This window comes from Staphylococcus sp. Z5-21 (genome assembly GCF_056529615.1).
The window spans coordinates 2,095,953-2,111,041 of the sequence record NZ_CP096462.1 but is presented as its reverse complement, the minus strand read 5'-3'; the positions used below and the strand labels follow the sequence as shown (position 1 = coordinate 2,111,041).

Here is a 15,089-nt window from a genome sequence, read left to right as displayed (position 1 = left end):
ATTTCTATGTATAAAAAATAGAAATTGACGTTTTTTACTGGAAATCCTATAAAGTTTGAATAGGGTATGATCGTATGCCTTATCTCTTATCCTAGAGCTACATCAAGTATCATCATGATTGTGAAACCAACCATTAAACTTAACGTTGCAAGATCAGTGTTATTACTGGCTTGGGAATCAGGGATTAGTTCTTCAACCACAACGAATATCATTGCACCTGCAGCAAATGCTAACGCATATGGTAGCATGGGTGTAATAATTAATACGGCTGCTGCACCAATCGTTGCAAATATAGGTTCAACGATTGCGGATGCTTGTCCATAATTAAAAGCTTTCCATCTTGAGGCTCCTGCAGCTCGTATCGGCATAGATAGGGCAGCGCCTTCAGGAATATTCTGGATACCAATACCAATTGCGAGTCCAAGTGCACCTAAAAATGTCGCTTGTCCATTACCAGATACAATACCGCCAAATGCGACACCGATTGATAGGCCTTCAGGAATGTTATGGAGTGTAATAGCTAAAACAAGTAACGTGTTTTTATTGAGTTTTTTAGTATTTACACCTTCGTGGTATTGGTTTGTGTCTTGGGTGTTAGGGTGTATATGTGGGATGACTAAATCTAATCCACGAATGAAAAGACCGCCCAATAGAAAACCGATAGCAGCGGGTAACCATGCTACTGATGAACCTTCGCCATAGTCAATAGCTGGTTGTAAAAGAGACCAAAAACTTGCTGCAATCATTATACCTGCAGCAAACCCTTGCATAGAATTTAATATTTTGTCGTTTACTCTTTTAAAAATAAAGACCGCTGCTGCTCCTAATGCAGTTAGTAGCCAAGTGATAATACCTGCTATTAATGCTTGGATATAAGGAGGTAAGTTTTGGAAATTTTCCGACATAAGCTTCGCTCCTTTGTATCATTTGAGTTCAAAAAGGTGTATAATATATAGAACTGAAATTAAGTTTAACAGAAATAATTATAATTTTCGATATTTAAAAGGATGTTGGACAATGGAAGCATACAAAATTGAACATTTACATAAATCATATGCCGATAAAATCATTTTTGATGATTTGCAATTGTCTATTTCTGAAGGTGAAAAAATAGGACTTGTAGGTATAAACGGTACAGGAAAAAGTACACTACTCCAAGTGATAGCTGGATTAGATGAAGACTTTAATGCTGAAGTCTCGCATCCTAACGCCTATCGCATTAGATATTCTTCGCAAAAGCAAGAATTTGATCGTAATATGACTGTATTTGAAGCTGTATTAACTTCAGAAACGAAAACACTACAAGTGATTCGTGCATATGAATCAGCTTTAAATCAATATACTGCAACACAAAGCGATGATGATTTCAAAAAAATGATGCATGCACAAGAAGAGATGGATAATTATCAGGCGTGGGATTATAGTGCAGAAATTAAAACGATTCTGTCAAAATTAGGTATTAATGACACGACGAAAGAAGTGAGTGCACTTTCTGGTGGTCAACAAAAAAGGGTTGGCTTAGCTAAAACATTAATAGAACAACCTGATTTACTACTCTTAGATGAACCTACCAACCATTTAGATTTTGAATCTATCAATTGGTTAATCAATTATGTAAAACAATATCCGCATACAGTATTGTTTGTAACGCATGATCGTTACTTTTTAAATGAAGTATCGTCACGCATCATAGAACTTGATCGCGGTAAACTCACGACATATACAGGTAATTATGAAGCTTATATTGCTAAACGTGCTGAAAATGAAGTCATAGAACAAAAACAACAGGCTAAGCAACAATCCTTATATAAAAAAGAACTCGCATGGATGCGTGCTGGTGTTAAAGCCCGTTCTACTAAACAACAAGCTAGAAAGAACAGATTTAATGATTTGGAACAAGATGTGAAAGGACAACAACATCAAGATAAAGCATCGTTGAATTTGGCATATTCAAGACTTGGAAAACAAGTGTTTGAATTAGAGCATTTAACCAAACGGATAAATGATAAAACGCTATTTGAAGACATCACACAAATCATTCAAAGTGGCCAACAAATAGGTATTGTGGGGCCAAATGGCGCAGGTAAGACAACATTACTGAATATATTGAGCGGTGAAGATCAAAGTTATGAAGGTAATCTTAAAATTGGTCAAACCGTTAAGGTCGCATATTTTAAACAAACAGAAGAGCGTCTCGAGCGCGACATCAGGATGATTGACTATTTAAGAGAAGAAAGTGAAGTTGCTAAAGAAAAAGATGGCACTTCCGTATCTATAACGCAATTGCTTGAAAGATTTCTATTTCCAAGTGCAACACATGGTAAAAAAATCTATAAATTATCAGGTGGCGAGCAAAAAAGGTTATATCTTTTAAAATTATTAGTCCATCAACCGAATGTGCTACTACTAGATGAACCAACAAATGATTTAGATACAGAGACACTTACAATTCTTGAAGATTATGTTGAGACATTTGGTGGTGCCGTCATCACTGTCAGCCATGATCGATACTTTTTAAATAAAGTCGCTCAGGAATATTGGTATATTCATGACGGAAAAATGGAACGCATCATCGGTACGTTTGAGGATTACGAAGCATATAAAAAAGAGCAAGATCAAAAGATAGAACAACAGGCTAAACAACAATCAAAAGATAAAACAAATAATGAGAAGAAAAAGAAAAAAGGTTTATCATATAAAGAGCAAAAAGAATATGAAACTATCATTGAACGTATTGATACAACTGAACAGAGATTAGAAGAGATTGATGAAGAAATGGTTGCAGCAAGTTCAGATTACGCTAAGATAAAAGCGTTGAATGAAGAACAAAAGCAATTAAATGAACAGTATGAAACAGATATCTCAAGATGGAGCGAACTTGAAGAACTAAAAGAACAATGAGGGATTTTATAACATGGAGTCAACATTATCACATTATTTTGGCTATGACACTTATCGTCCTGGTCAAAAAGAAATCATAACTAGAGTCATGAACCATCAAAATGTGCTAGGTGTGTTACCAACTGGTGGGGGAAAATCAATTTGTTATCAAGTACCAGGATTAATGTTGGGTGGAACAACGATTGTCATCAGCCCATTAATTTCTTTGATGAAAGACCAAGTTGATCAATTAAAGGCCATGGGTATACATGCAGCTTACTTAAATAGTAGTTTGACGCAAAAGCAACAAAAAGAAATTGAGACCCAACTTCGAAAAGGTGAGATTCAATTTTTATATGTTGCACCGGAACGTTTTGATAATGTTTATTTTATAAGATTATTACAACAACTATCTATTCATTTAGTTGCATTTGACGAAGCACATTGTATTTCAAAATGGGGTCATGATTTTAGACCGAGTTATCAAGATGTTATTCATAAAGTGTTTGCATTACCACAAGATTTTACGATTGTAGCACTTACAGCGACAGCCACGATAGAAGTTCAAAAAGACATCATGGAACGTTTGAATATTGGTAAGCATGATGAGGTTAAAACAAGTACAAAACGACGTAATTTAGTTTTTAAAGTAAATCCGACTTATCAACGTCAGAAATTTGTGATGGAGTACGTCAAAGAACATAAAAATGCAGCGGGTATTATTTATTGTTCAACGCGTAAACAAGTAGAAGAATTACATGACGCTTTAGAAAACAACGGCGTAGATAGTACCATATACCACGCTGGGCTTTCTAATAAAGAACGTGAGGCAGCACAGAACGATTTTGTTTATGACCGTGTCCGTGTTGTAGTAGCTACCAACGCATTTGGTATGGGAATTGACAAATCTAATGTTCGTTTTGTGATCCATTACAATATGCCAGGTGATTTAGAATCTTATTATCAAGAAGCAGGACGTGCAGGACGTGATGGTTTAAATAGTGATTGTATATTGCTATTTAGTGAACGTGATATTGGCTTGCACCAATATTTTATTTCATCATCAAAAGCAGACGATGATTACAAAGATAAAATGGGTGAAAAGCTTAATAAAATGATACTTTATACTAAAACTAAGAAATGTCTGGAAGCGACGCTTGTTCATTATTTTGAGCCAAATGAAAAATTAGAAGAATGTGGCCAATGTAGTAATTGTGTCGTTGAAAATAAAACGTACAATATGACGGATGAAGCTAAGATGATTGTCAGTTGTATTGCACGTATGAAACAACAAGAAAGTTATAGTGTGATTATTCAAGTGTTGAGAGGCGAAGAGTCAGATTATATTCGCTATTGTGATTATCATCAGCTATCAACACATGGCATTATGAAAAATTATACAACATCTGATCTCAGTCACCTTATTGATGAACTTAGATTTAAAGGATTTTTAAATGAACACGATGAAATTTTAACTTGTGATAATTCAGTCAAAGAATTATTGAATAACCAAGTAGATGTATATACAACACCATTTAAACGTAAGTCAAAAGAGAAAGTAAATATCAATACGGTCGAAGGTGTAGACCGTGCATTGTTTGATGAATTAATTAACGTACGCAAGCAATTAAGTGAGTCGTTAAGTATTCCACCAGTCAGCATATTCTCAGATTTCACATTAGAAGAATTTGCAAAAAGAAAACCAGAATCTAAACAAGAGATGATTTTGATTGATGGTGTAGGAAGTTATAAATTAAAGCATTACTGTCCGATGTTTTTAGAAAAAATCCAAACATACAAAGCTAAAAGTTAAATGAGCAAAACATTTTAATTTTCAAAAATATATCTATATACTTAATAATAATATAAATGAAAATGTGTACTTATCATGAACAACATAACTGCGAAGTTAATTTGACAATAATTAATATTTCTATGCAACCATGTATGCCATAGATTTAGTTTTTGTTAAAAATTAACTTCGCTATTTTTATAAAAAGTTTTATAAGATGTATGTTTAATGTTGTTTTGAGTTTTTGATGAATAATACATAAATTATATATAAATAGGGAATAAACTATAATAATTGTAATTTGAGTATATTAAAGTGAAGGTGATAAAGTGATAGAATTTAAAAATGTAGTAAAACGTTATGGGGATAAAACAGCCGTAGATGATATCAGTTTCAATATACAAAAAGGGGAATTTTTTGTATTGATTGGGCCATCTGGTTGCGGTAAGACGACAACTTTAAAGATGATTAATAGATTAATCTCACTTTCAGAAGGTTACATCTATTTTAATGATAAGCCGATAAGTGACTATCCTGTTTATGAAATGAGATGGGATATTGGGTATGTGTTGCAACAAATTGCTTTATTTCCACATATGACAATTAAAGAAAACATTGCGCAAGTACCACAGATGAAAAAATGGAATGAACAAACAACGAATCAGCGTGTTGAAGAACTCATGGATATGGTTGGTTTAGAACCAGAAACATATAAAAATAGAAAACCTGATGAGCTATCTGGTGGTCAACAACAACGTGTAGGCGTTGTTCGAGCATTAGCAGCCGATCCACCAGTTATCTTAATGGATGAGCCATTTAGTGCGTTAGATCCCATTAGTCGAGAGAAATTACAAGATGATTTATTAGAACTTCAACAACAAATCAAGAAAACGATTATTTTTGTGACACATGATATTCAAGAAGCAATGAAATTGGGAGATAGAATTTGTTTGTTAAATAAAGGTCATGTAGAACAAATTGATACGCCAGAAGGATTCATCAATCATCCTAAAAATGACTTTGTGAAACAATTTATGGGAAATCAATTACAACGTACGGTTAATGATTTAAAATTATCAGAAATCATTGATGGACTTCCTATCCATGAGCAAGATGTGAAAGCAGGTTATCCTGTTATCGATAGTGACAAATACGTGAAAGATATCTATTCAGCGTTAGCAAGTCATGAAACAATTATCGTTCAAGATATTACAAATGCTACGCAACACGTGTTAAGTCGTCAGGACATTTTTGAAATATTATCGGAACGTAAAGGAGGTCATCATGAATGAATACCTTCATAGATACACTCATTCAACGTAGGGGAGAATTATTAACCACGATATTTGAACATATTCAAATTTCATTTATTGCTCTGTTGATTGCGGCTTTAATAGGTGTACCATTAGGTATTGCCTTAACAAAGACACGTAAATTGTCTGAAGTTATTATGAATATTGCTGCAGTGTTACAAACAATACCTTCTCTTGCTTTATTAGGTCTTATGATCCCGTTGTTCGGTATTGGTAAAGTACCAGCGGTGATTGCGTTAGTTGTATATGCATTATTACCTATTTTAAGAAATACATATACAGGTATAAACGAAGTGGATCCATCACTAGTGGAAGCGGCAAAAGGGATAGGTATGAAACCTGGACGACGTCTTTCGAAAGTCGAATTACCTATTGCTATGCCTGTTATTATGGCTGGTATTAGAACAGCGATGGTTTTAATTATTGGGACTGCTACACTTGCAGCATTAATAGGTGCTGGTGGTTTAGGTGATCTTATCTTGTTAGGTATCGACCGAAATGATACTTCATTAATACTAATTGGTGCCATTCCAGCAGCATTATTAGCTATACTATTTGATTTAGTTTTAAGATATATGCAAAACATGTCATATAAAAAATTACTTATTTCGCTTGGCGTCATTGTAATTATTTTATTATTAGTGATTATTGCGCCTATGCTAGGTCAAAAGGGTGACAAAGTGACTCTAGCAGGTAAATTAGGTTCTGAGCCATCTGTGATTACGAATATGTATAAGATTTTAATTGAACAAGATACCGAGGATACTGTAGAAGTTAAAGACGGTATGGGAAAAACATCATTCTTATTTAATGCATTAAAATCGGATGACATTGATGGCTATTTAGAGTTTACAGGTACGGTACTAGGTGAACTAACAAAAGAGGATTTAAAATCTAAAAAAGAAGCGCAAGTCTATCAACAAGCAAAATCTAGTCTGGAAGATAAATTTGATATGACAATGCTGAAACCAATGAAATACAACAATACGTATGCTTTAGCAGTTAAAAGAGACTTTGCAGAAGCACATCATATTAAGACGATTGGTGATTTAAATAAAGTAAGTGATCAGATTAAACCTGGCTTTACTTTAGAATTTAATGATCGTGGCGATGGTTATCCTGCCGTTAAAAAAGCATATGACCTTGATTTAGGTGACGTGAAAACAATGGAGCCTAAATTACGTTATCAAGCAATTGAAAATGGAGACATTAATTTGATTGATGCTTATTCAACAGATGCTGAACTTAAAGAATATGATATGGTTGTATTAGAAGATGATAAACATGTCTTCCCACCTTATCAAGGGGCACCTATGTTTAAGGAATCATACTTAAAAGAACATCCAGAAATTAAAAAACCACTGAATAAATTAGAAGGTAAAATTTCAGATGAAGATATGCAACAGATGAATTATGATGTAACCGTTAAGAATAAAGATCCATATCAAGTGGCAAAAGATTATTTAGAAAAACACAATTTAATAAAACATTAGTATACAAAAATATGAGGCTGAGACATCTAATGATGTACTGGCCTCATATTTTAAACTTAATTTGATGATAAGGATGCATTGATTTTCGTTGAACATTGGGTTTATAATGGTTATTAAGTTTTGAAATTTCTGTAAATTCAAGGAGGACCGATACAACAATGAAGAAACAAATAGACCAATTATCAGCATATGAACCTGGGTTATCACCTAGAGCATTAAAAGAAAATTATGGTATTAAAGGCGAATTACTTAAATTAGCATCGAATGAGAATTTATATGGTCCGTCACCAAAAGTTAAAGAAGCAATTCAAGCACATTTAGATGAATTGCAATATTATCCAGAAACAGGTTCTCCATTAATCAAAGAGGCAATTAGCAAACATTTAAATATAGACCCAGCACGCATTTTATTTGGTGCAGGTTTAGATGAAGTCATTTTAATGATTTCGAGAGCAGTATTGACGCCTGGTGATAAAATTGTGACGAGCGAGATGACGTTTGGCCAATATTATCATAACGCAATTGTAGAATCTGCAAATGTGGTGCAAGTTCCATTACAAAACGGTGAATTTGATTTGGATGGCATCTTATCAGAAATAGATAATGATACTAAACTGGTATGGTTATGTAATCCAAATAATCCGACTGGTAGATATTTTACACATGATGCGCTTCGCAATTTCTTGGAACGTGTACCAAGTCATATTCCAGTGATTGTAGATGAAGCATACGTAGAATTCGCTACAGCTAAAGATTTTCCAGATACTTTAGCTTTACAACAAGAATTTGAAAACGCATTTTTATTGCGTACATTTTCAAAAGCATATGGCTTAGCAGGCATGCGTATTGGTTATGTAATTGCAGCAAAAGAAGCCATTGAAAAGTATAATATCATACGTCCACCATTTAACGTAGGACGTTTATCTGAATATGCTGCATTAGCTGCGTTGGAAGATCAAGAATACTTAGCTTCTATCCGTGAACGTAATGCAGAGGAAAGAGAAAAATTCTTTGAATTATCACAAAGTGATCACTTTTACCCAAGCCAAACTAATTTTGTCTTTGTTAAGACGGACAAACCACATGAATTATATGAAGCATTACTCAATGTGGGATGCATAACAAGAGAATTTCCGAATGGCGTAAGAATTACGATCGGTTTCCCAGAACAAAATGCAAAAATGCGTGAAGTATTAGCGCAGTTTACTTTATAAAAGGTGTATGAACGAAACGTTCTACGTTACTAAATTTGTAATTTTATTGCAATTTTGGTTTCGTTGAACGTTTTTGCTATACTTAAATAAATATTAACTATTAGATTTAGCCTGTATGACGATGTATCGTGTGCTATTTATTTTAGATTATGAATTGAAAAGGGAGTAGAGTGAGACATGACAAAAAAGAAGATTGCGATTGATATGGACGAAGTGCTTGCAGATACTGTAGGTGCATTGATTGAAGATGTCAATCAACGTACAGACTTAGGGATTACGATTGATATGTTAGATGGCATTAAGTTGAGACATGCCATGCCAGAGCATGATGGTTTGTTAACTGAAATTTTAAGGGAGCCTGGCTTTTTTAAGAAATTAAAAGTGATGTCAGATGCGCAAGATGTTGTTAAAAAATTAACAGAACACTATGATGTGTTTATCGCAACTGCAGCAATGGACGTTCCAACGTCATTTCATGATAAATACGCGTGGTTAAGAGAGTACTTCCCATTCTTAGATCCACAGCATTTTGTATTTTGTGGTAGAAAAGATATTGTACATGCAGATTATTTAATTGATGATAACCCAAGACAACTAAGTATTTTCAAGGGTACACCAATTATATATACGGCTACACATAATATTAATGATGATAGATTTACACGTGTTAATAACTGGAAAGAGGTAGAACAATATTTCCTAGGTGATAGTGCATATCATATCTAAATATTGTCATAAAATTGGGTAGAGACATAAATCATTTAGAAAAATAAAAAACGGTAATTTCTATTTTAATTCAATAGAAATTACCGTTTTATTTATTGCTATGAAATTGATCCATTATTTATAAGTTAGAGATGAATGTAAGTGAAGTCATCTCATATCACTATATCATTTATTCACTTTCTGGTTGGTTCGTTGCTTGTGCTTCAGGCAATGTCAAGATTTGAATAGCATTTGGGATAACTTCAATTTCTAAAGGTGTTTTTAGATTAATTTCTCCATCAATATCCACCTTCATTTGTGGATCTGTTTCAATCGTTATTTTTTTTGCCGGTAAATGTTTAATGCCTTCTGTCATTTTGTTCCAATTCATGCTATCACGTTGTTTAAATACATCATTTAAAACACTTGAACTTTGTTCTTTGAAGATGAACGTATTTAAATAACCATCATTAGGTGATAAATCGGTTAATGGAATACGACTTCCACCTATAAAAGGTCCATTGGCTACGACGAGCATTGAAGTATTACCGTCTACGGTTTGATCATCAACTGAAATTTTATAATCAAAATGCTCTGGATTAAGTAACGTTTTAACTGTAGAACCTACATAACTTAACTTACCAAAGATATCTTTATTACCATTTTGTACATTTTCAGCATTTTGAACAATTAATCCAAGTCCAACAAAGTTGAGTGCATATTCATCATTGATCTTCATGACATCGTAAGGTCTTAATTCCGCATTCATCAGTTGTTGGCTGGCCATTTTATGACGTGGATTAAGATTTAAAGTTTTTACAAAATCATTAAATGTGCCTCCTGGAATGATACCAATAGGAAGATCTAATTCACTCTTCATAATGCCATTAACTAACTCATTGACCGTACCATCGCCGCCTAAAATAAAGATAATATCAACATCATCACTGTAACGTTTATCTTTAATTTTTTGGCAGAAGGTAATAATATCTCCTTCATTTTCACTGAGTTGTATTGATAAATGTTTACAAAATGTAGTTAAGGATGTTGCGACATCTCCTAGACCTCTATAGATGTCTTTAATCCCGGTATGTTCATGGTAAAATAATACGCCATGTTTAAATTGTTTTTTAGTCAAGGTGCTCACCATATTTCTTTGATTTTAGATTTGTATCTATATCAGTATACCCGTTTTTAGTTAAAAATATGTTTAATGTCGTATATATGTATGTAGGGATTCATGTATTAATCAAGTTTATCTGCGAATTGTATTTGAGTATGGTGATAAAAATTTCCATATATGGGGTCGCAAATCAGCCATTCAATAAAAAATATCTCTATATAAGTGTCACATAGAGGTGAAAAGGGGCTTTCTTACTTTAATCTATGTTGTATCAATGGTTGATACCTAGGATCATTGTATGCGTGAGAGATTTCAAGCTCGAGCCATAAACCATAGACCATTAAGGACATTCAAAATCGTAAAACTTTAAAAAAAGAGGACTCATCCATTTATGGAAGTCCTCTTTTTGAGCATGGGTACGTATGACCCAGATGTTTTTAAAATGAAAATCATCAGAATAAATAGTTTTTTGAAATTGTAGAAACTATTTAATACCGCGCATGCCTTTTACAATTTTTGGTATGAAAGCAAGAATAACAAGGCTGACTACGATTGCAATACCACCTAAAAGTAGGAAGTAATTTTTATGGCCAAGAGGTTCAATCAATTTAACTAAGGTACCGTTAATTGCTTGCGCACATGCATTCGTTAATAACCATAAACTCATCATTTGTGTGTTAAATGCTTTTGGTGCTAATTTAACTGCTGCACTGTTACCTGTAGGAGATAAACATAATTCACCAATAACACAAATAATGTAGGAAAGAATAACCCAGTTAACACTTAAATTATTACCAGATGTGTGACCAATTAAACCAATCATAATGTAAGAAGCACCAGCTAGTGACGCACCGAGTACAAATTTAGTTGCTAAGCTTGGTTGGCGTCGTGCCATTTTCGCCCATATCAGTGAGATAACAGGTGCTAATAGCACGATGAATAATGGGTTAATGGATTGGAATAGTGCTGGACCGAAGTCTGTTTTCCAACCAAAGAGGTTTAATTTCATATCACTACTTTCAAACGCAAATAGGTTAAGCACGTTAGCACCTTGTTCTTGAATAGACCAGAATACGACACCTAAAAGGAACAATGGTATAAATGAAATGACACGTGAGCGCTCATCATCGGTAACGTCTTTACTGCGTATCATAATGGTGAAGTAGATAATTGGTAATGCGACACCAAGTATCAATACAGTTGTACTAACGATATTAAATGATAATGTACCAGTTAATCCTGTAATAACAAGCACTGCAGCAATAATTAAAATAGCCACGATAAATATCAATGCATATTTTTTCTTTTCGCTTTGGTTTAATGGATTCGTTGGTTTTGTACCTACATTACCGATATTTTTCTTGTTAAATATCATGTACCAAGCTAAACCAAGCGCCATACCTACGGCTGCAATTAAGAAACCAGCATGGAAATTACCAGTATTTACGAATTGATTTAGAATCAATGGTGAAATAAGTCCACCTAGATTGACAGACATATAGAAAATAACAAAGCCTGCATCAATACGTGTATCATTTTCTGGGTATAATCGACCAACGATATTAGAAATACTTGGTTTCATTAAACCAGATCCAACGATAATGAAGAACATTGAGATAAATAATCCGACAATATCTAATGGTAAACTTAAGAAAATATGCCCGATAATAATGAGTACACCACCATAGAAAGTAGCAGCACGTGTACCCGTAATTCTATCCGAAACCCAACCACCAAGTACCGATGTCATATATATTAGTGCACCGTAAACAGCCATAACTGACTGTGCGGTACCTTTATCCATACCTAGTCCGCCATCTTTTATAGCGAAATACATATAAAAGATAAGTAAAGCGCGCATACCATAGTAGCTAAATCTTTCCCAAAATTCTACAAAGAATAGCACCCCTAGTCCTTTAGGATGTCCAAAAAATCCTTTTTGAGGAATTGATTCTACTGCTGAGTCTTGCGCTATGTATTTGTCTTGCATAAAACATTCCCGTCCTTTCTTACTCCCAATAAAAATATATAAAAAAGATTTTACGCTTTATTAAATTAAATTGCAATAATATTCTCAAAATAAGAATATTGAGAATATTCTGTTATTTTATGCAATCAATTTTATACCATTTAATTTCCTCATTTAAATGATGATAATTAGATGTAATTATAAAATGAATAATATATAGCTTGCTTTGCATCAGTAATGAATGTAAAGAGGGGTATGTTTGTACTCAATGTCCTTATAATAAAAAACTATTAGGAAATAAAAAAACTGCTCATCCAGCTTTATAAGCTTGGATGAGCAATATTAATTCATTTAAAATCATAAGTTGATATTAAATAGTAATATGAACGATTAGTAAACGCCTTTCATGGCACGTTTTACTTTAGGTGAAATGATTAATAGAAGTATACCGATAACGACTGCAAATAAACCTGAATACATAAAATAGTCACTTTGATTTATTTTTGTATAGACAACAACAAGTTGTGCGTTAAGTCCTTGTGCAGTAGCATTACTTAACATCCACAAACTCATCATACGTGCTGTAAATGTCACAGGTGCTAATTTAGTCGTTGTAGACAAACCAACAGGTGATATACAAAGTTCACCAATTGTAATTAATAAGAAACTGAGTACAAGCCATAATGGATTTATTAATTCAACGCCTGTAGCTAAAGGAATAATCATAACTAAGTAAGACAAACCAGCAACGATTACACCGATAGCAAATTTATAAACGGTAGGTGGATTGTGTTTACCTAATTTCATCCAAAGTGTTGCAAATATTGGTGCAAGTACCACGATAAAGATTGGGTTGAGTGACTGTGCCCAAGCTGATGGTATCGAAAAGTCAATTAAACCATTTGTAAGCACTGACATTTCTAATTGTGTCTTTTTATCTGCGAATGTTGCTAAAATCGTTGAGCCTTGTTCTTGAATCATCCAAAAGGCAACAGATGTGATATATAAAGGTATGTAACTGTAAACACGTGAACGTTCATCTTTCGTTACATCTTTACTCGCAATCATATTAATAAAGATGTAAATCGGTAATACGATACCTAAAATAGTAATTAAGAAACTGAAATTTTCTAAAGTTAAAGCATTATTTAATTGCAGGATAAGTAAGTAAATTAAGAATAATAGAATGATACCACCAGATATCAAACCGAATTTTTTAAGTTCAGGCTTAGTTAGTGGATTAGGAACATTACGACCAGCTAATCCTAAGTTTTTCTTACGTTTAATTGCGTAAACGACTAAACCACAGAACATGCCAATTGCAGCAGCTAAGAAGCCAGCATGGAAACTAATTCTAGTTTGTAAGTAACCCGTTAATAACGGTGCAGTCAAACTACCTAAGTTAATACCCATGTAAAATAATGTGAATGCAGCATCACGACGGACATCGTTACGATCATATAATTCACCAACGGTCGTTGAGATATTAGGTTTTAATAACCCCGTACCAGTAATAATGACTGCGAGTGCTACCATGACTAATGTTAAGTTATTTGGTAGTGAAAGTAAGATATGACCTATCATAATCAAGAAGCCACCATAAAAGACGGCATTCTGGGTGCCGGTAATCCTGTCGGCAATCCAACCACCGATGACACCTGACATGTAGATTAATGTACCGTAGATAGCAACAATTTGCATTGCAACGGCTTGACTTAGACCGAAACCACCCTCAGCAACACTATAGTAAAGATAGTATATGAGTATCGCTTTCATACCATAGTAACTGAACCTCTCCCAAAATTCAGTGAAGAATAATGTACTTAGTCCTTTTGGATGGCCGAAGAAACCGGTTCTTGGAGTACTTTCCATAATTTCTTCGTGTGTATAATTAATTTTTTTCATAATTTCCCTCCCCCTAAATGGTTGGATTTATTTTATACTTTTTTAATAAAAATGACAAGTGTATATCTCAATAGTGCAAAATTAAGTTTGAAATCAATTTAATAAAAAATGAAATAATATAAAAATAAACTACCGGCAAGATACTTTAAGATCTTGTGGGTAGTTATTATAATGAAGAAAAATTAACGATTATCGATTTTTTCAGGGTAAAGATCATGATTCATTAAACGATGTTCTGCCATTTTTTCATATTTAGAATCTGGACGGCCATAATTGGTATATGGATCAATTGAGATGCCACCACGTGGTGTGAACTTGCCCCAAACTTCAATATAATGAGGGTCCATGAGTTCGATTAAATCATTCATTATGATGTTCATGCAGTCTTCGTGGAAATCACCGTGATTTCTAAAACTAAATAAATAAAGTTTTAAAGATTTTGATTCAACCATTTTGATATTTGGAATATAAGAAATATAAATTGTAGCGAAATCTGGTTGACCAGTAATAGGGCAGAGTGATGTGAACTCAGGGCAATTGAATTTAACAAAATAATCGCGTCCCTGATGCTTATTATCAAACGACTCTAAAACGTCAGGTCTATAATCAAAATCGTATTTGTTATTTTGATTACCGAGTAATGTAATATCTTCTAATTCTTCTTTATTACGTCCTTCTGTCATGGTAAAGCACTC

The 15,089-nt window shown here is 33.6% G+C and carries 11 protein-coding genes; 6 read left to right on the top strand and 5 right to left on the bottom strand.

Annotated features, from left to right (window positions below):
• Positions 1-86 precede the first annotated feature (86 nt).
• Positions 87-905: a ZIP family metal transporter gene (locus M1D64_RS10540; RefSeq protein WP_037538970.1), complete on the bottom strand. Its 819-nt coding sequence runs from the start codon at positions 903-905 to the stop codon at positions 87-89.
• Between the two features lie 112 nt (positions 906-1,017).
• Here M1D64_RS10540 and M1D64_RS10535 point away from each other — a divergent pair, with 112 nt between their 5' ends.
• The 6 genes from M1D64_RS10535 to M1D64_RS10510 all read left to right on the top strand — a co-directional run bounded on the left by M1D64_RS10535 (position 1,018) and on the right by M1D64_RS10510 (position 9,418).
• Positions 1,018-2,901 (top strand): ABC-F family ATP-binding cassette domain-containing protein, encoded by a 1,884-nt coding sequence (locus M1D64_RS10535; protein WP_115338645.1) that lies wholly within the window; start codon positions 1,018-1,020, stop codon positions 2,899-2,901.
• A gap of 13 nt (positions 2,902-2,914) precedes the next feature.
• On the top strand, positions 2,915-4,693 hold the full coding sequence (gene recQ, locus M1D64_RS10530) for a DNA helicase RecQ (RefSeq protein WP_011303656.1): 1,779 nt from the start codon (positions 2,915-2,917) through the stop codon (positions 4,691-4,693).
• A 308-nt stretch (positions 4,694-5,001) separates the two neighbouring features.
• Entirely contained in the window at positions 5,002-5,964 is a 963-nt protein-coding gene (locus M1D64_RS10525; protein ID WP_002483940.1) for an ABC transporter ATP-binding protein, read from the top strand.
• On the top strand, positions 5,961-7,478 hold the full coding sequence (locus M1D64_RS10520) for an ABC transporter permease/substrate-binding protein (protein ID WP_041079717.1): 1,518 nt from the start codon (positions 5,961-5,963) through the stop codon (positions 7,476-7,478). The genes M1D64_RS10525 and M1D64_RS10520 overlap by 4 nt, the downstream gene beginning before the upstream one ends.
• A 158-nt stretch (positions 7,479-7,636) precedes the next feature.
• Entirely contained in the window at positions 7,637-8,692 is a 1,056-nt protein-coding gene (hisC, locus tag M1D64_RS10515) for a histidinol-phosphate transaminase (protein ID WP_326005465.1), read from the top strand.
• A 177-nt stretch (positions 8,693-8,869) separates the two neighbouring features.
• Positions 8,870-9,418, top strand: coding sequence for a 5' nucleotidase, NT5C type (locus tag M1D64_RS10510; protein WP_002483937.1), 549 nt, complete (start codon positions 8,870-8,872; stop codon positions 9,416-9,418).
• Between the two features lie 169 nt (positions 9,419-9,587).
• Here M1D64_RS10510 and M1D64_RS10505 read toward each other — a convergent pair whose 3' ends face one another.
• From M1D64_RS10505 to queF, 4 genes are all read right to left on the bottom strand, one after another.
• Positions 9,588-10,547 carry a diacylglycerol/lipid kinase family protein gene (locus M1D64_RS10505; RefSeq protein ID WP_069821750.1) on the bottom strand — a complete coding sequence of 320 codons (960 nt, stop codon included), beginning with the start codon at positions 10,545-10,547 and terminating at the stop codon, positions 9,588-9,590.
• A gap of 457 nt (positions 10,548-11,004) precedes the next feature.
• On the bottom strand, positions 11,005-12,510 hold the full coding sequence (locus M1D64_RS10500; protein WP_002483934.1) for a peptide MFS transporter: 1,506 nt from the start codon (positions 12,508-12,510) through the stop codon (positions 11,005-11,007).
• 369 nt (positions 12,511-12,879) lie between these two features.
• Positions 12,880-14,394 carry a peptide MFS transporter gene (locus tag M1D64_RS10495; RefSeq protein ID WP_037538968.1) on the bottom strand — a complete coding sequence of 505 codons (1,515 nt, stop codon included), beginning with the start codon at positions 14,392-14,394 and terminating at the stop codon, positions 12,880-12,882.
• 182 nt (positions 14,395-14,576) lie between these two features.
• The gene (gene queF / locus M1D64_RS10490; RefSeq protein WP_002483932.1) at positions 14,577-15,077 is read right to left on the bottom strand and encodes a preQ(1) synthase; all 501 of its coding nucleotides are present in this window, start codon (positions 15,075-15,077) and stop codon (positions 14,577-14,579) included.
• Positions 15,078-15,089 lie beyond the last annotated feature (12 nt).